Source organism: Pseudomonas sp. R5(2019), assembly GCF_009905435.1.
GTDB lineage: Bacteria > Pseudomonadota > Gammaproteobacteria > Pseudomonadales > Pseudomonadaceae > Aquipseudomonas.
The window spans coordinates 31,443-51,144 of sequence record NZ_JAAAMT010000007.1; the positions used below are offsets into that span (position 1 = coordinate 31,443).

General features: G+C 61.6%; 17 protein-coding genes. 12 read left to right on the forward strand and 5 right to left on the reverse strand.

Annotation, left to right across the window (positions count from 1 at the left end; translation table 11 throughout):
- Nucleotides 1-15: 15 nt before the first annotated feature.
- From GUY40_RS06700 to GUY40_RS06730, 7 genes are all read left to right on the forward strand, one after another.
- On the forward strand, nt 16-1,443 hold the full coding sequence (locus GUY40_RS06700) for an ATP-binding protein (RefSeq protein ID WP_166568281.1): 1,428 nt from the start codon (nt 16-18) through the stop codon (nt 1,441-1,443).
- A gap of 129 nt (nt 1,444-1,572) precedes the next feature.
- Nucleotides 1,573-2,835 (forward strand): ABC transporter substrate-binding protein, encoded by a 1,263-nt coding sequence (locus tag GUY40_RS06705; RefSeq protein WP_166568165.1) that lies wholly within the window; start codon nt 1,573-1,575, stop codon nt 2,833-2,835.
- 167 nt (nt 2,836-3,002) lie between these two features.
- Nucleotides 3,003-3,911, forward strand: coding sequence for a carbohydrate ABC transporter permease (locus tag GUY40_RS06710; RefSeq protein ID WP_166568166.1), 909 nt, complete (start codon nt 3,003-3,005; stop codon nt 3,909-3,911).
- Nucleotides 3,904-4,749 carry a carbohydrate ABC transporter permease gene (locus tag GUY40_RS06715; protein ID WP_166568167.1) on the forward strand — a complete coding sequence of 282 codons (846 nt, stop codon included), beginning with the start codon at nt 3,904-3,906 and terminating at the stop codon, nt 4,747-4,749. The genes GUY40_RS06710 and GUY40_RS06715 overlap by 8 nt, the downstream gene beginning before the upstream one ends.
- A gap of 3 nt (nt 4,750-4,752) precedes the next feature.
- A complete protein-coding gene (locus GUY40_RS06720; protein WP_166568168.1) occupies nt 4,753-5,913 on the forward strand; it encodes an ABC transporter ATP-binding protein in 1,161 nt (386 codons plus the stop codon).
- A gap of 57 nt (nt 5,914-5,970) precedes the next feature.
- On the forward strand, nt 5,971-7,332 hold the full coding sequence (locus GUY40_RS06725; RefSeq protein ID WP_166568169.1) for a carbohydrate porin: 1,362 nt from the start codon (nt 5,971-5,973) through the stop codon (nt 7,330-7,332).
- Between the two features lie 122 nt (nt 7,333-7,454).
- Nucleotides 7,455-8,309, forward strand: a complete 855-nt coding sequence (locus GUY40_RS06730) for a D-hexose-6-phosphate mutarotase (protein ID WP_166568170.1) — start codon at nt 7,455-7,457, stop codon at nt 8,307-8,309.
- On the opposite strand, the gene GUY40_RS06735 is transcribed toward GUY40_RS06730, so the two are convergent.
- Nucleotides 8,302-9,162, reverse strand: coding sequence for a MurR/RpiR family transcriptional regulator (locus tag GUY40_RS06735; RefSeq protein WP_371924738.1), 861 nt, complete (start codon nt 9,160-9,162; stop codon nt 8,302-8,304). The two genes, GUY40_RS06730 and GUY40_RS06735, sit on opposite strands and share 8 nt — an antisense overlap.
- 213 nt (nt 9,163-9,375) lie before the next feature.
- Between GUY40_RS06735 and zwf the strand changes: the two genes are divergently transcribed.
- Genes zwf through GUY40_RS06750 form a run of 3 tightly spaced genes read left to right on the forward strand, consistent with a single transcriptional unit; the run spans nt 9,376 to nt 12,240 of the window.
- Complete coding sequence (zwf, locus tag GUY40_RS06740) at nt 9,376-10,845, forward strand: glucose-6-phosphate dehydrogenase (RefSeq protein WP_166568172.1); 1,470 nt, start codon at nt 9,376-9,378, stop codon at nt 10,843-10,845.
- Nucleotides 10,832-11,545, forward strand: coding sequence for a 6-phosphogluconolactonase (pgl, locus tag GUY40_RS06745; protein WP_166568173.1), 714 nt, complete (start codon nt 10,832-10,834; stop codon nt 11,543-11,545). The genes zwf and pgl overlap by 14 nt, the downstream gene beginning before the upstream one ends.
- Before the next feature lie 17 nt (nt 11,546-11,562).
- Nucleotides 11,563-12,240 (forward strand): bifunctional 4-hydroxy-2-oxoglutarate aldolase/2-dehydro-3-deoxy-phosphogluconate aldolase, encoded by a 678-nt coding sequence (locus tag GUY40_RS06750; protein ID WP_166568174.1) that lies wholly within the window; start codon nt 11,563-11,565, stop codon nt 12,238-12,240.
- A 323-nt stretch (nt 12,241-12,563) separates the two neighbouring features.
- Here the strand turns inward: GUY40_RS06750 and GUY40_RS06755 are convergent, their stop codons facing one another.
- Nucleotides 12,564-12,794 (reverse strand): DUF3820 family protein, encoded by a 231-nt coding sequence (locus tag GUY40_RS06755; RefSeq protein ID WP_166568175.1) that lies wholly within the window; start codon nt 12,792-12,794, stop codon nt 12,564-12,566.
- A gap of 202 nt (nt 12,795-12,996) precedes the next feature.
- On the opposite strand from GUY40_RS06755, the gene GUY40_RS06760 reads away from it, so the two are divergent.
- Nucleotides 12,997-13,452: a PA2169 family four-helix-bundle protein gene (locus GUY40_RS06760; protein ID WP_166568176.1), complete on the forward strand. Its 456-nt coding sequence runs from the start codon at nt 12,997-12,999 to the stop codon at nt 13,450-13,452.
- 386 nt (nt 13,453-13,838) lie between these two features.
- On the opposite strand, the gene GUY40_RS06765 is transcribed toward GUY40_RS06760, so the two are convergent.
- Both GUY40_RS06765 and GUY40_RS06770 read right to left on the reverse strand, forming a co-directional pair.
- Nucleotides 13,839-16,928, reverse strand: a complete 3,090-nt coding sequence (locus GUY40_RS06765) for a multidrug efflux RND transporter permease subunit (RefSeq protein WP_166568177.1) — start codon at nt 16,926-16,928, stop codon at nt 13,839-13,841.
- Nucleotides 16,925-18,091, reverse strand: a complete 1,167-nt coding sequence (locus GUY40_RS06770) for an efflux RND transporter periplasmic adaptor subunit (protein WP_166568178.1) — start codon at nt 18,089-18,091, stop codon at nt 16,925-16,927. The genes GUY40_RS06765 and GUY40_RS06770 overlap by 4 nt, the downstream gene beginning before the upstream one ends.
- 104 nt (nt 18,092-18,195) lie before the next feature.
- On the opposite strand from GUY40_RS06770, the gene GUY40_RS06775 reads away from it, so the two are divergent.
- Nucleotides 18,196-18,636, forward strand: a complete 441-nt coding sequence (locus tag GUY40_RS06775) for a hypothetical protein (protein WP_166568179.1) — start codon at nt 18,196-18,198, stop codon at nt 18,634-18,636.
- A 143-nt stretch (nt 18,637-18,779) separates the two neighbouring features.
- Here the strand turns inward: GUY40_RS06775 and GUY40_RS06780 are convergent, their stop codons facing one another.
- Nucleotides 18,780-19,679, reverse strand: a complete 900-nt coding sequence (locus GUY40_RS06780; RefSeq protein ID WP_166568180.1) for a chemotaxis protein CheV — start codon at nt 19,677-19,679, stop codon at nt 18,780-18,782.
- Between the last annotated feature and the right edge of the window lie 23 nt (nt 19,680-19,702).

Sequence of the window (19,702 nt, forward strand, 5' to 3'; positions counted from 1 at the left end):
CGCTGGCGCCTGCCCGTGCCGCACTCGTTGCTGGGGCGGATGCTGCTGCTGACCTTGCTGGTGGTGTTGCTGGCCCAGGCGCTGTCCAGCGTGATCTGGCTGTCGCAATTGCGCGCCAGCCAGCTCGAAGGCCTGGTGGCCAGCGCCCGCAGCCTGGCGCATTCGATGACGGCCAGCGTCAGCTACTTTCGCTCCTTGCCGCTGGCCTATCGGCCGGTGGTGCTCGACCAGCTGCGCAGCATGGGCGGTACCCGCTTTGTGGTCTCGCTCAACGAGAGGCCGCTGGACATGCAGGTGTTGCCCGCGACACCGCGCAAGCAGGCCGTGATCGAGGCGGTTGATCAGGTGCTGCATCAGCGCCTGGGGGCGCAGATGGACATTTCCGTGCAGTTTGTCAGCCCCGCTGACTTGCGCCTGTTCAACAGCGGGCTGAAGCTCGATGAGCTGCCGCGCTCCTGGGCGCATTATGCGCTGACGCTGGAGCCGGTGAATCCACCGGTACTGGTGACCCAGATTCGCCTGGCCGAAGGCGAGTGGCTGTACATCGCTTCGCTGTTGCCCGAGCCCTATACCAGCCTTGAGGAAGAGGGCCTGCCGAACCAGCAGCTGTGGTTCATCCTCTTGACCAGCTCGTTTTTGCTGTTGTTCATCGGCTTGCTGGTGCATTGGCAAAGCCGGCCGCTCAAGCGCCTGGCGCGGGCGGCGCGGGACTTGTCACTGGGTGCCGAGGTTGAACCGGTGGTTGAAGGCGGCGGCAGCGAAGTGGTCGAAGTGGCGCGCGCGTTCAATACCATGCGCGAGCGGATCAGTCGCTACCTGCTGGAGCGCAGTCAGCTGTTCAGCGCCATTTCCCATGACTTGCGTACCCCCATCACGCGGCTGCGACTGCGGGTCGAACTGCTCGAAGACGAGGCCCTGCAGGCCAAGTTCGGCCGTGACCTCGACGAGCTGGAACTGTTGGTCAAGGGCGCGCTGCAATGCGTGAAAGACACCGACATCCACGAGAACATCGAAAGCGTCGACCTCAACCAGATTCTCGACTGTCTGGTGGAGCCCTGGCTGGCGCCGGACGGCAACGGCCGGGTCACCCTCGATGGCGCTGCCCAGTGGCCGTACCGCGGCAAGCCGCTGGCGCTCAAGCGCTGCATGGGCAACCTGATCGATAACGCCCTCAAGTACGGTGAGCGCGCGCACCTGGTGATCGAAGACGATGCCAAGGCCTTTGTCCTGCACGTCGATGACGAAGGCCCCGGCGTTCCTGAGCAGCGACTGGAGCAGGTGTTCGAGCCCCATGTGCGCCTGGCCGGGCACCAGCAGGGCTACGGGCTGGGGCTGGGCATCGCGCGCAATATCGCTCACAGCCATGGCGGCGAAGTGAGCCTGCAGAACCTGCGCGAAGGCGGCCTGCGGGTGACCTTGGTACTGCCACGTACCGCCGACTGAGGGAATGTCACCAACCGGTGACATTCCTGCATCCCTTCGTTACCTCCGGCGCTCAGCCCTCTGATTAGACTCTTATGCAACGCAAGCACCTCGACTTGCACCGCATAACAACAAGAAAGGTCACTCTCGATGAATGCGATCAATCGCCTCACCGCTGTCATTTCCCTCGCCTCGTTGTTACCCCTGAGCGCACTCGCTGCCGAAACCGGTACGGTTGAAGTCCTGCACTGGTGGACGTCCGGCGGTGAAGCCAAGGCCGTTGAAACCCTGAAAGAGCAAGTGAAGAAAGACGGCTTCGTCTGGAAAGACAATGCCGTGGCCGGTGGTGGCGGTGCGGCGGCCATGACCGTGCTGAAAACCCGCGCCATCTCCGGCAACCCGCCGGCAGCCGCGCAAATCAAGGGCCCGGATATCCAGGACTGGGGTGCGCTGGGCCTGTTGACCGACCTCGACGACGTGGCGAAGGCCAACAACTGGGATGCGCTGCTGCCGGCAAAAGTCGCCGACATCATGAAGTACGACGGCAACTATGTTGCCGTGCCGGTGAACATCCACCGGGTGAACTGGCTGTGGATCAACCCGCAGGTATTCCAGAAGGCCGGTGCCAAGGTCCCGACCACCCTCGATGAATTCTTCGTTGCCGCCGACCAGCTCAAGGCCGCGGGCTTTGTGCCGCTGGCCCATGGCGGCCAGCCGTGGCAGGACAGCACGGTGTTCGAAGACCTGGTGCTGAGCATTCTCGGGCCCAAGGGGTATCACGCCGCCTTCGTCGAGTTGGACGAGAAAACATTGACCAGCGACAAAATGGTCGAGGTCTTCACTACCCTCAAGCGCGTGGGCACCTACATGGACGCCAACCGGGCTGGACGCGACTGGAACATTGCCGCTGCCGAGGTCATCAACGGCAAGGCCGGCATGCAGATCATGGGCGACTGGGCCAAGAGCGAGTGGACGGCTGCCGGCAAGGTTGCCGGCAAGGACTACGAGTGCGTGCCGTTCCCGGGCACCCAGGGCAGTTTTGCCTACAACATCGATTCGCTGGCGATGTTCAAACTCAAGAAAGAGGAAGACATCAAGGCCCAGGCCGACCTCGCCAAGATCGCCCTGGAGCCGGCCTTCCAGACCGTGTTCAACCAGAACAAGGGCTCCTTGCCGGTGCGCCAGGACATGGACATGAGCGCATTCGACGCCTGTACCCAGAAGTCGGCGGTCGACTTCAAGGACGCCGAGAAGGGTGACGGCCTGCAACCGAGCATGGCCCACAACATGGCGACGACCCTGGCGGTGCAAGGAGCGATCTTCGACGTGGTCACCAACTTCCTCAACAACCCGAGCGCGGACCCGACCAAGGCCACTGCGCAGCTGGTGTCGGCGATCAAGTCGGCGAAATAACCCGCGCCACCGATGGGCTTTCTGTAGGAGCAGGGCTTGCCCGCGATGGGCTGCGAAGCAGACCCTGGGGCCGCTGCGCACCCCATCGCGGCGGTGCGGCGATCCGACAAGCCCTGCTCCTACATGAGATATCCCGACATTATTCGTACTTCATGAGAGAAACCGTCATGAGCTCTGTTGCCGTGTTCAACAAAGCCTCACCCTTCGACGCGCTCCAGCGCTGGCTGCCCAAGCTGGTGCTGGCGCCGAGCATGTTGATCGTGCTGGTGGGCTTTTATGGCTACATCCTGTGGACCTTCGTCCTGTCGTTCACTAACTCAAGCTTCATGCCCAGCTACAAATGGGTCGGTCTGGCCCAGTACGCCCGGCTGATGGAAAACGATCGCTGGTGGGTCGCGAGCAAGAACCTGGCGCTGTTCGGCGGCCTGTTCATCGCCATCAGCCTGGTGATCGGGGTGCTGCTGGCGGTGCTGCTCGACCAGCGGATTCGTCGCGAAGGCTTTATCCGCACCGTCTACCTGTACCCCATGGCATTGTCGATGATCGTCACCGGCACCGCCTGGAAATGGCTGCTCAACCCTGGCCTGGGGCTGGACAAGATGCTGCGTGACTGGGGCTGGGAAGGCTTTCGGCTGGACTGGCTGGTGGACCCGGACCGCGTGGTCTACTGCCTGGTGATTGCGGCTGTGTGGCAGTCCTCCGGGTTCGTCATGGCGTTGTTTCTGTCCGGGCTGCGCGGCGTCGATCAATCGATCATTCGTGCCGCGCAAGTCGATGGCGCGAGCCTGCCGAGCATCTATTTGCGCATCGTCCTGCCGAGCCTGCGCCCGGTGTTTTTCAGTGCGCTGATGATCCTCGCCCATATCGCGATCAAGAGCTTTGACCTGGTGGCGGCGATGACCGCGGGCGGGCCGGGTTATTCCTCCGACCTGCCGGCGATGTTCATGTATTCCTTCACCTTCAGCCGTGGCCAGATGGGCATGGGCTCGGCCAGTGCCATCCTGATGCTGGGCGCGATCCTGTCGATTCTGGTGCCTTACCTGTATTCGGAACTGAGGAATAAGCGCCATGACTGATCGTCTGCTCCGACCTTCGTTCAGCGTCAGCCGAGTGGCCATATACGCGACCTTGCTGCTGGCCTGCGCCGTGTACCTGATCCCGCTGATCGTGATGTTGCTGACCAGCTTCAAGTCGCCGGAAGACATCCGCACCGGCAACCTGCTGAGCTGGCCCGAAGTGGTCACCGGTATCGGCTGGATCAAGGCCTGGGATACCGTGGGTGGTTACTTCTGGAACTCGGTGAAGATCACCTTGCCGGCGGTGTTCATCTCGACCTTGCTGGGGGCCTTGAACGGCTACGTGCTGTCGATGTGGCGCTTTCGCGGCTCGCAGCTGTTCTTCGGGCTGCTGCTGTTCGGCTGCTTCCTGCCGTTCCAGACCGTGCTGCTGCCGGCCTCGTTCACCCTTGGCAAACTGGGCCTTGCAAGCACCACCACAGGCCTTGTGCTGGTGCACATTGTCTATGGCCTGGCCTTCACCACGCTGTTCTTTCGCAACTACTACATGAGTGTGCCGGACGCCCTGGTGCGCGCGGCGCGGCTGGATGGCGCGGGGTTCTTCACGATTTTTCTGAAGATCCTTTTGCCGATGTCGATCCCGATCATCATGGTCTGCCTGATCTGGCAGTTCACCCAGATCTGGAACGACTTTCTCTTTGGTGTGGTGTTCGCCAGTGGCGATGCACAACCGATTACCGTGGCCCTGAACAACCTGGTCAACACCAGCACCGGGGTCAAGGAATACAACGTCGACATGGCGGCGGCGATGATCGCCGGATTACCGACCCTGTTGGTCTATGTGCTGGCTGGCAAATATTTCTTGCGTGGGCTCACGGCCGGCGCGGTCAAGGGGTGAATCATGGCAACGCTTGAATTGCGCAACGTCAACAAGACTTACGGCAGCGGCCTGCCGGACACCTTGAAAAACATCGAACTGAAAATCGACTCGGGTGAGTTCCTGATCCTGGTCGGCCCGTCCGGCTGCGGCAAGTCGACCTTGATGAATTGCATCGCAGGGCTGGAAAACATCAGCGGTGGGGCGATCCTGGTGGATGAGGCCGACATCAGCGGCATGAGCCCCAAGGACCGGGACATTGCCATGGTGTTCCAGTCCTACGCGTTGTACCCGACCATGACCGTGCGCGAGAACATCGCCTTCGGCCTGAAGATTCGCAAGATGCCGGCGGCGGCGATCGAGGAGGAAGTGGCGCGGGTCGCCAAGTTGCTGCAGATCGAGCATCTGCTGGCGCGCAAGCCGGGCCAGCTTTCCGGTGGCCAGCAGCAGCGCGTGGCCATGGGCCGAGCACTGGCGCGGCGGCCGAAGATTTATTTGTTCGACGAGCCGCTGTCCAACCTCGACGCCAAGTTGCGGGTCGAAATGCGCACTGAAATCAAGTTGATGCACCAGCGCCTGAAGACCACCACCGTCTACGTCACCCACGACCAGATCGAGGCGATGACCCTGGGTGACAAAGTGGCGGTGATGAAAGACGGGCTGATCCAGCAGTTCGGCACGCCTGCGCAGATCTACAACGATCCGGCCAACCTGTTTGTGGCGAGCTTCATTGGCTCGCCGCCGATGAACTTCATTCCATTGCGCCTGCAACGCCAGGAAGGCCGCCTGCTGGCGCTGCTCGACAGCGGCCAGGCGCGCTGCGAGCTGCCGCTGGGCATTAGCGAGGCCGGGCTTGAGGAGCGCGAAGTGATCCTCGGCATGCGCCCCGAACAGATCATGCTGGCCTCGGCCGAGCTCAACGGCCTGCCGACCATTCGCGCCGAAGTGCAAGTGACCGAGCCGACCGGGCCGGACACGCTGGTATTCGTCACCTTGAACGGGACCAAGGTCTGCTGCCGCCTGGCCCCGGATATCGCGCCGCAGGTGGGGGAGACCCTGACCTTGCAGTTCGATCCGGCCAAGGTGTTGCTGTTCGATGCCAAGAGCGGCGAGCGCCTGGGGGTTGCTGCCGTTCCCAAGGTCAGCGCTCTGGCTGACAACGTTGCCCAGTTCAAGGGTCGCTGAGATTTTTCCAACACAAGCCGCTTCACACCAAATAAAAAGAAAACGAGGACACAAGGGATGAACAAGCACATAGCCGCAACGCCGATCAGCTGTCGGTTGCTTCGTCAGTTGGCGGTACTCGGCGCGCTGGGCCTGGCCGGCAGCGCTCACGGCGCAGGGGCCTTCGATCCCGAGTCGAAATGGATGACCGGCGACTGGGGCGGCACCCGCACCGAGCTGCTGGGCAAGGGCTACGACTTTTCCCTGGAGTATGTCGGCGAAGTGGCCGGTAACCTCAAGGGCGGCTACAACGACGACAAGACCGCCCGCTACAGCGACCAGTTTGCCCTCGGCGTGCAGATGGACCTGGAAAAAATCCTCGGCTGGCACGATGCCGAATTCAAGCTGGCAATTACCGAGCGCAGTGGTCGCAACCTCTCCAACGACCGCATCAGCGATCCGCGCGCCGGGCAGTTCAGCTCGGTTCAGGAAGTCTGGGGACGCGGCCAGACCTGGCGCTTGACGCAGATGTGGGTCAAACAGAAATACTTCGACGGTGCGCTGGATGTGAAGGTGGGGCGCTTCGGCGAAGGCGAGGACTTCAACAGCTTCCCCTGCGACTTCCAGAACCTGGCCTTCTGCGGCTCGCAAGTGGGCAACTGGGTCGGTGGCATCTGGTACAACTGGCCGGTCAGCCAGTGGGCGATGCGGGTCAAGTACAACATCACGCCCGAGTTCTTCGCCCAGGTCGGGGTGTATGAACAGAACCCCTCCAACCTGGAAACCGGCAACGGCTTCAAGCTCAGCGGCAGCGGCACCGAAGGCATGATTCTGCCGGTCGAGCTGGTGTGGTCGCCGACCGTCAACTCGCTGCCGGGCGAATACCGCCTGGGTTACTACTACAGCACCGCCAAGGCCGACGATGTGTTCGAGGACTTCAATGGCCAGCCGCAACCGATCACCGGCAATGACTTCAAGTCCCACAGCAGCAAGCATGGCTGGTGGGTGGTCGCGCAGCAGCAAGTCACCGCGCATGACGGTGACGCCAGCCGCGGCCTGAGCCTGTTCGCCAACTTCACCGTGCACGACAAGGCCACCAACGTGGTCGATAACTACCAGCAGCTGGGCATGGTCTACAAAGGCGCCTTCGACTCGCGGCCCAAGGATGACATCGGTTTTGGCGTGGCCCGTATCCACGTCAACGACGATGTGCAAAAGCGTGCGCAGTTGGTCAATGACCTGAGCGGCATCACTGACTACGAAAATCCGGCCTTCGTCCCGGTACAGGACACCGAATACAACGCCGAGCTGCATTACGGTTTCCATGTCACCAACTGGCTGACCGTACGTCCGAACCTGCAGTACATCCGTCACCCCGGCGGCGTGGATGAAGTGGACAGCGCGCTGGTGGCAGGCCTGAAGGTTCAGTCGAAGTTCTGATCGGCGGTAGGGATTGGCCGATTATGGCGCTACAATTCGGCCCCCTCTTCCCCGGGAAGAGGTGTGGGGTGGAGGTCACTTCACTCCACCCTACAAAAAAAAGATTCTCAGGACCGCATTACATGCCAGAGCACCCCCTCCAGCGCTTCTTCAAATCGCTGCGCCAGCGCCCGACGTTTGAATGGGCACGCTATCAGCTGCGCGATGTGCTGATCATTGACCATCCGCGTTGCCAGGCGGTTTTCAGTCGTCAGGGCGCCCAGTTGCTGCACTTCCAGCCGCGTGGCCAGCGCCCGTGGTTGTGGTGTGCCGCGCAGTGGCCGCAGGCCGGCGCGATTCGCGGGGGTGTGCCGGTGTGCTGGCCCTGGTATGGCCGTCACCCCAGTGAAGGCATGTTGCCGGCCCATGGCTGGGCGCGGCTGGTGGACTGGAAGCTGGCCGACAGCAGTGAAGACGAGGAGGGCGTCAGCCTGACCTGGCGTTTGCAGCTGTGTGATTGGCAGGTCGAGCTGCACGCTCGGCTGGGCGAAAACATGGAACTGCAGCTGACCACCGAGCATCAGGACAGCCTCCCTTGCCAGTTGAGTCATGCTCTGCTGGCTTACTGGCGTATTAGTGACGTTTCCGAGATAGCGCTGTCTGGGCTAGAAGGGGCGGAGGGTTACGACCATTTGAACCGCCAGGCCTGCCGGCAAAACGGTGCGCTGAAGGTCAATGGCGGTGTCCAGCGTGCCTTTCAGCACGAAGGCAAAGTGCAGCTGCAGGACCGCGCCTGGGAGCGCAAGTTGAGCATCGACACCGGGGACAGCCCCGACACGGTGGTCTGGCATCCCGGCAGTCGGCCCTTGATGGGGGTCAGCGGTATCGAGTCACAAGGCTTTGTCTGTGTCGAAGCCGCCAGCGGCAGCAGTGACAGCCTCAAGCTGGCGCCCGGTGAGCGGGCACACTTGCGCTTGCAGGCCAGTCTGCTTAATTGAACTCGTCGTCGACCGGGTAACGGCTGGCGTTGAGGCTTTCCTTGATCTTGCGCAGGTGCGGCTGGAAGTCCACGCCCCGGCGCAGGGTCATGCCGGTGGCCAGCACGTCGAGCACGGTCAGCTGGATGATGCGCGAGGTCATCGGCATATAGATATCGGTGTCTTCGGGCAGCGGGATATTCAGGCTCAGGCTGCAGGCCTTGGCCAGCGGCGAGTCGGCTGCGGTGAGGCCGAGCACCGAGGCGCCGTTTTCCCGGGCCAGGCGGGCGACTTCCACCAGCTCGCGGGTGCGCCCGGTGTAGGAAATGATCACAAACAACTCACCGGTGTGGGCGACCGAGGCCAGCATGCGTTGCATCAGCACGTCGGCATGGGCCGATACCGCCAGGTTGAAGCGGAAGAACTTGTGCTGGGCATCCAGGGCCACCGGGGCCGAGGCGCCGAGGCCAAAGAAGTGGATCTGCCGGGCCTGGATCAGCATGTCGACGGCGCGGCTGATCAGCGCCGGATCGAGTTGCTGGCAGGCGCTGTCCAATGAGGCGATGGCGCTGCCGAAGATTTTTTGTGTGTAGGCCGCCGGATCATCGTCGGCTTCCACTGCGCGGCTGACGTACGCCGCGCCGCTGGCCAGGCTCTGGGCCAGTTGCAGCTTGAGTTCGGGGTAGCCGCTGACGCCGAACGAGCGGCAGAAGCGATTGACGGTCGGCTCGCTGACGTCGGCAGCGCGGGCCAGGGCGGCGATGCTGAAACGGGTGGCTTGCTGGGGGTTTTGCAGGATGGCTTCAGCGACTTTGCGCTCGGCCTTGTTCAGCTCTTCAAGACGGCCCTGGATATGCTCCAGGAGGTTGCGCACGCGGTCCATGTCAGGTCCTTGGGTCGAGGATGCAGCCGGCGGCAGGCGCGGCAAGGCTGTTTTTCACGGGTGGCCTATCGTACTGATGGCGTGGTTGCTTAACCACTCGAATCTACCGACGGGGAAAAATGTTGTGGTTATTACTACATTTTCCCTTGAAAGGTCGCTTTAAAAAAGGTATTTCTACTCTAACTTGATAAAAGAACAAACATCATGCCATCGATAACCGTTGAACCTTGCACGTTTGCCCTGTTCGGGGCGTTGGGCGATCTGGCGCTGCGCAAACTGTTCCCGGCGCTCTACCAGCTTGATCGCGCCGACCTGCTGCACGCTGACACGCGCATCCTGGCGCTGGCTCGCGAGCCGGGCGAGATCGACCAGCACCTGGCGACCATCGAACAGCAGCTGCGGGGTTACGTATCGGCGGCGCAACTTGAAGAAGCCTCCCTGCAGCGTTTTCTGGCGCGCCTGACGTACCTGCGTGTGGATTTCCTCCAGGCCGATGACTATTGCGCGCTGGCTGAAACCGTGGGTGCCAGCCAGTCGCTGATCGCCTATTTCGCCACGCCCGCGGCCGTTTACGGCGGCATCTGCGAGAACCTCTCCAGGGTCGGCCTGGCCGAGCGCACCCGCGTGGTGCTGGAAAAGCCCATCGGTCACGACTTGGCGTCGTCGCGGCGGGTCAATGATGCGGTGGCGCAGTTCTTCCCGGAAAACCGCGTTTACCGGATCGACCACTACCTGGGTAAGGAAACGGTCCAGAACCTGATTGCCCTGCGGTTTGCCAACAGCCTGTTTGAAACCCAGTGGAACCAGAATTACATCTCCCACGTGGAAATCACCGTGGCCGAGAAAGTCGGCATTGAAGGGCGCTGGGGTTATTTCGACCAGGCCGGGCAACTGCGCGACATGATCCAGAATCACCTGTTGCAACTGCTGTGCCTGATCGCCATGGACCCGCCGAGCGACCTGTCTGCCGACAGCATTCGTGACGAGAAGGTCAAGGTGCTCAAGGCGCTGGCACCGATCACGGCCGAAGGCCTGACCACCCAGGTAGTGCGCGGTCAGTACATCGCCGGTTACAGCGCAGGCAAGCCGGTGCCGGGTTACCTGGAGGAAGAAAACTCCAACACCCAGAGCGACACCGAAACTTTCGTCGCCCTGCGTGCCGACATCCGCAACTGGCGCTGGGCCGGCGTGCCGTTCTACTTGCGAACCGGCAAGCGCATGCCGCAAAAGCTGTCGCAGATCGTTATCCACTTCAAGGAACCGCCGCACTACATCTTCGCCCCCGAGCAGCGCTTGCAGATCAGCAACAAACTGATCATCCGCCTGCAACCGGACGAAGGTATTTCCTTGCGGGTGATGACCAAGGATCAGGGCCTGGACAAGGGCATGCAGCTGCGCAGCGGCCCGCTGCAACTGAATTTCTCCGACACCTACCGCAGTGTGCGCATCCCTGATGCCTACGAGCGGTTATTGCTGGAAGTGATGCGCGGCAATCAGAACCTGTTTGTGCGCAAAGACGAAATTGAATACGCATGGAAATGGTGTGACCAGTTGATCGCCGGCTGGAAAAAAGCCGGTGATGCGCCCAAGCCTTACGCGGCGGGCTCCTGGGGACCCATGAGCTCCATTGCATTGATTACCCGAGATGGGAGGTCCTGGTATGGCGATATCTGATCTGCAACTGCCGCCGGCCGTGCATGCGCACGACTTCGCAAGCCCCGCGCTGCTGGCTCAGGCACTGGCGACCCGGGTGGCCGACCAGCTGCGTGAAGCGATTGGCCGTCAAGGCGTCGCGACCCTGGTGGTGTCTGGCGGGCGCAGCCCGGTGGCGTTTTTCCAGAGCCTGGCGCGTGAAGCGTTGGACTGGTCCCGCGTGGTGATCAGCCTCGCCGACGAGCGCTGGGTGCCGACCGAGCACCCGGACAGCAACGCTGGCCTGCTCAAGCGCTACCTGTTGGTGGGGCCGGTGGCCAAGGCGCGCTTTATCGACCTGTACCGCTCCACCGTGTCTCAGGAGGACGCTGCGCAACAGGCCGACCGCTTGCTCGCCGAGTTGCCGCCGATTGATGTGCTGGTGCTGGGCATGGGCGACGACGGCCATACCGCGTCGCTGTTCCCCGGCAGCCCGAACCTGGCTGAAGCCTTGCGTGCCGATGGTACGCAGCGCTGTCTGCCGATGATGGCGCCGACGGTGCCGCGTCAACGCCTGAGCATGACGCTCTCGCTGCTGGCATCGGCGCGTTTGAAAGTTCTGTCCGTGTCGGGGCAGGGCAAGTTGACCACCCTGCGCACCGCGCTGGCCGGCGAGGATATTGCCCAGATGCCGATCCGCGCGTTTCTTCATACCCCTTTAGAGATTTACTGGTGCCCATGAGCCAAGGATCAGCCGCTATGACGACGCTCGACAACAAACAGCCGGTACAAGACCGCATGGCGGAAAAGACTGCCCGGATCGACGCAATCTGCGCCAAGGCGCGCATTTTGCCGGTGATCACCATTGCCCGCGAAGAAGACATTCTACCGCTGGCCGATGCCTTGGCCGCCGGTGGCCTGACCACGCTCGAGATCACCCTGCGCTCGGAGTACGGGCTCAAGGCGATCAGCGTACTGCGCGAGCAACGCCCGGAACTGTGCATCGGTGCCGGCACCGTGCTGGACCGCAACATGCTGGCGGCGGTCGAAGCGGCTGGCGCGCAATTCGTCGTGACCCCAGGTTGCACCCAGGACATGCTGGAGGCGGGTGTCGAAAGCGCCTTGCCACTGTTGCCGGGTATCAGCAGTGCCTCGGAAATCATGATGGGTTATGCCCTGGGTTATCGTCGCTTCAAGCTGTTCCCGGCGGAAATCAGCGGCGGCGTGGCTGCGATCAAGGCCTTTGCCGGCCCGTTCGGCGAAGTGCGCTTCTGCCCAACCGGCGGGGTCAACCCGGGTAACCTGAAAAACTACATTTCGCAGCCAAACGTCATGTGCGTGGGCGGTACCTGGATGTTTGAAAGTGCCTGGGTGAAAAACCGCGACTGGGCACGTATCCAGGAATGCAGCGCCGAAGCGTTGGCCTTGTTTGACTGATACCTGAATTGTTGTGTGCTTTACGGCTTTAACGGTGCGCTTGGTCGGTGCACCGTTTTTTTTGCCCGGGATTTACGTTGCCCGCATGTTTTTGGTAGGAGCGGAGCTTGCTCGCGATGCGGTGTATCTGGCAGACCGCGGTGTGGCCTTCGCAGGCAAGCCTCGCTCCTACAAGTTCAAACGCAATCCGGGCGGCTATCTCGGTTTAGCCTGCCAACTCTTTCAAGGCTTTCACCAACGCCTCGATATCCGCCAGTGCTCTTCATCACGGGCCAGCAGGAAGGCATCGGTCATGGCAGCAGTCATGGCATGGGCTCGCTTTTTCAGGGGTGTTTTCGGGCATGCCTGCGGCGAAGCGGGTCGAGTAACGCCGACAATCCGTTGTGGTCGATTTCCTGCATCAAGGCCAGCAGCCCACCCAGTTCGCCGTGAGGGAAGCCTTGGCGGGCGAACCAGTTCAAATACTCGCCCGGCAGGTCTGCAATGACACGGCCCTTGTATTTGCCGAACGGCATTTCGCGGGTCAGCAGCAGTTCGAGTTTTTCCGGGTTCATGGACGACAACCTTGCAAGCGACAGATGGAAACCTACATGCATTCTGCACGAAGGCCAATTGACAGTTCATGCATAAAGAACGAGTACAGTCTTTTATGAATAACTTAACGCATTGAAAATATTAATAATTTAGTTATTTCAAAAGCTGGCACAAACCCTGCTCCTTCCTGATGTACCTCTCTCAATCGGAAGGAATGCAATCATGGCCGATCTTAATAAAGAAGTGATCTCCGTACTCAATGACCTGATCGAAGTGAGCAAGGATGGAGAGAAAGGCTTCCGTACTTGCGCAGAAGACATCAAGAACCCTGAGCTCAAAACCCTGTTCATCGGCCGCTCGCAAGGCTGTGCAACTGCCGCGGCTGAGTTGCAGGCCGAAGTCCGCGCCTTGGGTGGTGATCCGGAAACTTCCACCAGTATCAGCGGTGACCTGCACCGCCGTTGGGTTGACATCAAGTCGATGGTCACCGGTAAAAGCGAAGAAGCCGTGCTCAATGAAGCCGAACGAGGTGAAGACCATGCGCTGAAGCATTACAAGAAAGCGCTGGAAAAAACCTTGCCGGCTAATGTGCGTGGGTTGATCGAGCGCCAATACCATGGCGTGCAAAGCAACCACGATCAAGTCAAGGCACTGCGCAATATCGCCCGCACACAGTGAAGACCCGCGTTGCCTTATGCCGTACAGACTGCTGACAGGATTCGACTGTAGGAGCCGGGCAAGCCCCAATGCCAGTCAGTTAAGGCACTGAACGACACAAACCCTGTGGGAGCGGATTTACCGGATCGCCGGACCGCCGCGAATGAAAACGCCGCGGTTTATCAGGCATTGCGCGGCGCCTACATTCGCGGATAAATCCGCTCCCACATGCTCTGCGCCTTAACTGAGCCCGCGATGCCGGCGCCGCTGTGCTCCTGATATAACGCGGCGCCTGCATCGCGGGCAAGCCCGGCTCCTACAGGGGGGGACATTTGAACGGACCTTCTTGCGAGGCAAGTGCTATTAGGTCCGACAAAAGTAATCAATTTCTGCTGTTCAAAAAACAGTCATTGCTGCGGCAACGGTTGCCCGGCGTTCCGGCGCTGGTGAAACAGCCGCTCCAGTGCCAAGTATATGACCGGCGTAGTGAACAGCGTCAGAGCCTGGCTCACCAGCAGCCCGCCCACCACGGCAATGCCGAGCGGCTGGCGCAGCTCGGCGCCGGCGCCTTGGCCGAACATCAATGGCACGGCGCCAAGCATGGCAGCGAGGGTGGTCATGATGATCGGCCGAAAGCGCGTCACGCAGGCCTGATGGATGGCGTCTTCGGGCGACAGGCCCTGCTGGCGCTGGGCATCAAGGGCGAAGTCGATCATCAGGATGCCGTTTTTCTTGACGATACCGATCAGCAGCACCACCCCGATCAGCGCCATGATCGAGAAATCCTGGCCCCACATCCAGAGCAGCAGCAAGGCACCCAGCCCGGCGGACGGCAGGGTGGAAATGATCGTCAGCGGGTGGACAAAGCTTTCATAGAGCACCCCGAGAATGATGTACACCGCCACCAGTGCGGCCAGGATCAGCCACGGCTGGCTCGACAGCGAACTCTGGAACGCCTGCGCCGCGCCCTGGAAGGTGCCGATGATCGAGTCGGGCATGCCCAGTTCGGCCTTGGTCTGGTTGAGGATGTTCACCGCGTCACCCAGCGCCACGCCGGGCGCCAGGTTGAAGGACAGGTTGGCGGCCGGGAACAGGCCATCGTGGCTGATCGACAGCGGGCCCATGCTCGGCGGGTCGACCCTGGCCAGCGCCGACAGCGGCACCATCTCGCCACTTTGTGGTGAGCGCAGGTAGAAGTAATTGAGGCTTTCGGCCTTGCCGCGTTGCTTGGCATCCAGCTCCAGGATGACCTTGTATTGATTGGTCTGGGTCTGGAACTCGCTGATCTGGCGCTGGCCGAAGGCATCGTAGAGGGCCTGATCGACATCGGTGGTGGTCAGGCCGAAACGGGCGGCGGCCTGGCGATCGATGCGGATATGGGTCACGCTGCCGCCCAGTTGCAGGTCGTTGGAGAGGTCGCGAAAGGCCGGGTTGGCGCGCAGGCGTTCGGTCAGGCGCTGGGTCCAGAGGTTGAGCGCATCGCCGTCGTTACTCTTGAGCACGTACTGATACTGACTGCGGCTGGGGCCGGAGCTGAGGTTGATGTCCTGGCCGGCACGCAGGTAGAGCACGATGCCCGGGACCTTGGCCAGCCTGGGCCGCAATTGGTCAATGAATTCGCTGACCGACACGTCGCGCTCGCCCCGATCTTTCAGGGTGATCCAGAAGCGGCCATTGGCGATGGTCTGGTTGCTGCCGGTGACGCCCACGGCGTGGGAAAACGCCTGTACCGCCGGGTCGGCGCTGACGATCTCGGCCAGTTGCTTGTGCTTGGCCACCATGGCCGGGTACGACACATCGGCCGCCGCCTCGGTGGTGCCGAGCACGAAGCTGGTGTCCTGCATTGGGAAGAAGCCCTTGGGGATGGCGATGTAGCCGATCACGGCCAGGCTCAGGGTCAGGCCGAACACTCCCAGCATCAGTTTGTGGTGCGCCAGGGCGCGGACCAGCAGGCGCTCGTAGCTGCGCACCAGGCGTTCGCCAAAGGCCGGGCCCTGGCTGTGGCCGGTGTTGCGCATGAACCGTGCGCAAAGCATCGGCGCCAAGGTCAGGGAAACCAGCGCCGAAATCAAAATGGTCGAAGTAGCGGTCAGGGCGAACTCCTTGAACAGCCGCCCAACCACACCGCCCATGAACAGCAAGGGGATAAACGCCGCCACCAGCGAAAAGCTGATCGACAACACGGTAAAGCCAATCTCGCCGGCGCCCTTGATGGCGGCGGTGCGCATATCGTCGCCGGCTTCCAGGTACCGGTGGATGTTTTCCACCACCACGATGGCGTCATCGACCACGAACCCCACTGCGATCACGATCGCCACCAGAGTCAGGTTGTTGAGGCTGAAGCCGAACAGATACATCAGGGAAAAACTCGAGACCAGCGAAACGCCCAGCACGCTGGTGACGATCAGGGTTGCCGACCATTGGCGCAAGAACAGCGCCATCACCGCAATCACCAGCAGCACGGCGATCATCAAGGTCAGCTCGACTTCATGCAGCGAGGCGCGGATGGTCTTGGTACGGTCGTTGAGGACCGAAACCTGCACCGAGGCCGGCAGCATTTCCTGCAATTTGGGCAACGCGTTCAGTACTCGATCGACGGTCTCGACGATATTGGCACCGGGCTGGCGGAACACCACAAGGTTCAAGCCTTGTCGATCACCCGACCAGGCTTTGACGTAGGCGTTTTCAGCGCCATGGATGACGTGTGCGACATCCTTGAGGTGCACCGGCGCACCGTCGCGGTAGGAGACGATCAGGCGTCCGTAGTCTTCTGGATGAAACAGCTGGTCGTTGGTCGACAGGGTCGAGACGCTGCTCTGGCCATACAGCGCACCTTTGGCCAGGTTGAGGCTGGTTTGTTGAATGGCCAGGCGCAGGTCGGCGAGGGTCAGGCCGATGGCGGCGAGCTTTTCCGGTGCCGCCTGGACCCGAATGGCCGGCCGTTGCTGGCCGGTGATGTTGATCAGGCCAACGCCGTCGATCTGGCTCAGTTGCCGCGCGAGCAGGGTCTCGGTGTAGTCGCTCAACTCATTGGCTGGCATTTGCGCGGAGCTGACGGTCATGATCAGTACCGGGCTGTCGGCCGGGTTGACCTTGCGCCAGGTCGGCAGGTTGGGCATGTCCTGGGGCAGACGCCCGGCGGCCGTGTTGATCGCGGCCTGGACTTCCTGGGCGGCGGTGTCGATGCTTTTGTCGAGGGTAAATTGCAGCGTCAGGTTGGTCGAGCCCAGGGCACTGCTGGAGGTCATCTGGGTCATGCCCGGGATGGCGCTGAACTGCACCTCAAGCGGTGTCGCCACCGAGGAGGCCATGGTTTCCGGGCTTGCGCCGGGAAGCTGGGCGCTGACTTGTATGGTCGGGAACTCCGCTTCCGGCAGCGGCGCCACCGGCAGCCGCACAAACGCCAGTGCCCCGAGCAGCACCAGGGCGAGGCTCAGCAGGCAGGTGGCAACCGGGTGATCGATGCACCAGGCCGAGACCGAACCCTCGCCTCTCATGGGCGCCCCCGGGTGGCGGCGACTTCTTCGCTGTTGGCAGGCTCGCCGGTAATGTCAATGCGCGCGCCCGGCTTGAGGCGCGACTGGCCGTCGATGACCAGCACATCACCGGCGCTGACGCCAGCGATGATGTTCTGATCGCTGTCCTGATACAGCACCTTGACCGGCACCGACTCGACCTTATCGCCCTGTACCCGGTAGACGAAATGCTGGTCGATCCCCCGCTGCACCACCTGCGGCGGCACCACCAGCGCCGCCCGTTCAAGCGCGGTCTGGATTTTCACGGTGACCAACTGGCCCGGCCAGAGTTTGGCCTGGGGGTTGCTGAACTCGGCCTTGACCCGAATAGTCCCGGTAGTGGCGCTGACCTGGTTGTCGATCAGGCTCAAGTGGCCTTCAGCCAGCAGCGAATCTTCGTCGGAGCCATCGCCACCCAGATAGGCCTTGACCACCGCCGGCGATTTGGCGGCGATCAGCTTTTGCAGGGTCGGCAGCAGCTGTTGCGGCAACGAGAACTCGACACCGATCGGGTCGATCTGGGTGACGCTGAACAGCCCCGCGGTGTCCGCCACCCGCAACAGATTTCCCTCATCAACGTTGCGGATACCGACGCGACCGGTCACGGGAGAGCGAATCTGGGTGTAGGAAAGTTGCACCTGAGCGGCGGCAATTGCCGCCTGATTGCCTTGTATCGTGGCGTTCAGTTGATTGACCAGCGCTTGTTGCTGATCGAGGGTCTGGCGGGAGATGCCGTTGTCCTGGCTCAACAGGCGGTAGCGCTTCAGGTCGACGCCGGCCACTTGCAGCTGCGCCTGGCTCTGGCTGAGCTGGGCTTGCGCCTGGGCGAGGCTGGCACGAATCGAGCGGTCGTCGATGGTGGCCAGCAGGTCACCTTCCTTGACCCACTGGCCCTCCTTGACCAGCAGGTTGGTCAGCAGCCCCTCGACCTGGGGTCGAATCATCACGCTGTGCAGCGACAGCACGGTGCCGATGCCACTGGCATAGCGGGGGACATCGTGTTGGCTGACTTCGATGACGCGAACTGGAATGGCCGCTGCACTGGCAGGCCTGGAGGTGGTGGGGCGCTCAGTGACCCAATAGGCCAGGGCCGCGACAACGACCAGGGTGGCAATGATCAACGGGATTCTGAATGGGCTACGCATGGAGGCAGGCGCCGAGTAGGGGGTTGACGATACACACGTATAACCCTCGGCGCCGGTCACCAGCGTGACGGCTAACTGACGGGGCTGTCAGTTAGCGTCTGATCTTGAACTACTGCCGTCAAGGTAAATACGGCCAGTGCCGCGGCGAGAGTGGTGATTTCTTTCAGCCAATTCCTACTCATACGCCGGAAATGGCCAATAGAGACGGACACAGCGACTGGAGAAACTTGCTCAATTCTCTATCAGCCATAGAACAAGGCGGCCTCTTGACTAGCCTGATGCACAAAAATTTGCTGAAAGTGTTGCTGGTGCTTGTCCCGCTCGTACTGCTGTTGACATCGCCCTTGCTTAGAGGTGTGCAGGGCTATCTGGCCGTGCTGCCCTGGGGGCTTTTTACCGTTGCGGCAGTCTACAGAAGCGACCCGGTCATCCGCTGGGCGATCGTCACCAGCGTGCTGATCAGCGTTCTACTGCTGGGCAGCCTTTATGACGCCCCGGTGCTGGGTGCGCTTATTGCCGGGTTGAGTTTCTTCATCTGCCTTTGATTCTGGTCGGCGGGTGATTGTCAAGGCTCACTCGGTGACAAAACAGTGGGCTGATTATGCCGCAGCCATACAGATGCGCAAATCGTTTGCGCGGCTGTCTGGTAACAGTCTGTATCCTCACCTTGGCCGAGAGCTGCCAGGCCTCATTCTGCCAAGGGCGCTACGGCACGCGCGGCGCGGATCAGGCACTCGGTCAGTTCCGGTGAGGAAAACTTGGTCAACACCGCATCGGCGCCGGCGGCCTTGGCTTTCTCGCTGTTCATGGCGCTGTCCAATGAGGTGTGCAGCAGCACATAGAGGTGCTTGAAGTCCGGCGTGTCGCGCAGCGTGCGAGTAAACGCATAGCCGTCCATCTCCGACATCTCGATGTCCGACACCACTACGTTGATCTGCTCGGGTGTGCCCTGCAGCTCCAGCAGGGTCGCGATCGCTTCTCTGGCACTGCGCGCGGTATGGCATTCGATACCCAGGGTGCGCAAGGTCAACAGGGACTGCTGCAGCGCCACCTGGCTGTCGTCCACCACCAGAATATTGGCGTGGCCCAGCAGATCGGCTTCTTCCATGCTCAGTTCCGATGGCACGCCCTCGTCAGCGTTGGGGGCGATGCCGTGGATGACCTTTTCAATATCCAGCACTTGCACCAGCGCACCGTCGACCTGAGTCACGCCGGTGATGAACGAGCGTGCGCCGGCACCATAGGGTGGTGGGCGGATGTCGGTGCTCAGGCAATGAATGATCTTGCTCACCGCTTGTACGTGCAGGCCCTGTTTGGAGCGGCTGATGTCGGTGACGATCAGGCAGCCGCCATTGGGGTCGAGCAACGGCATTTCGCCGATGGCCCGGCTCAGGTCGATGACCGACAGCGCCGCGCCGCGAAGGGTGGCGACGCCTTTGACGTGCGGGTGTGATTCAGGCAGGCGCGTGAGGGCGGGGCAGGGGATGATCTCGCTGACCTTCAGCAGGTTGATCGCCATGAGCTTGCCGCTGCGCAAGGTAAACAGCAGCAAGGACAACGAGTCTGCGCGGGCATTGTTGGAAGCCATGAAAACCTTCTGGGTCAGAGCAT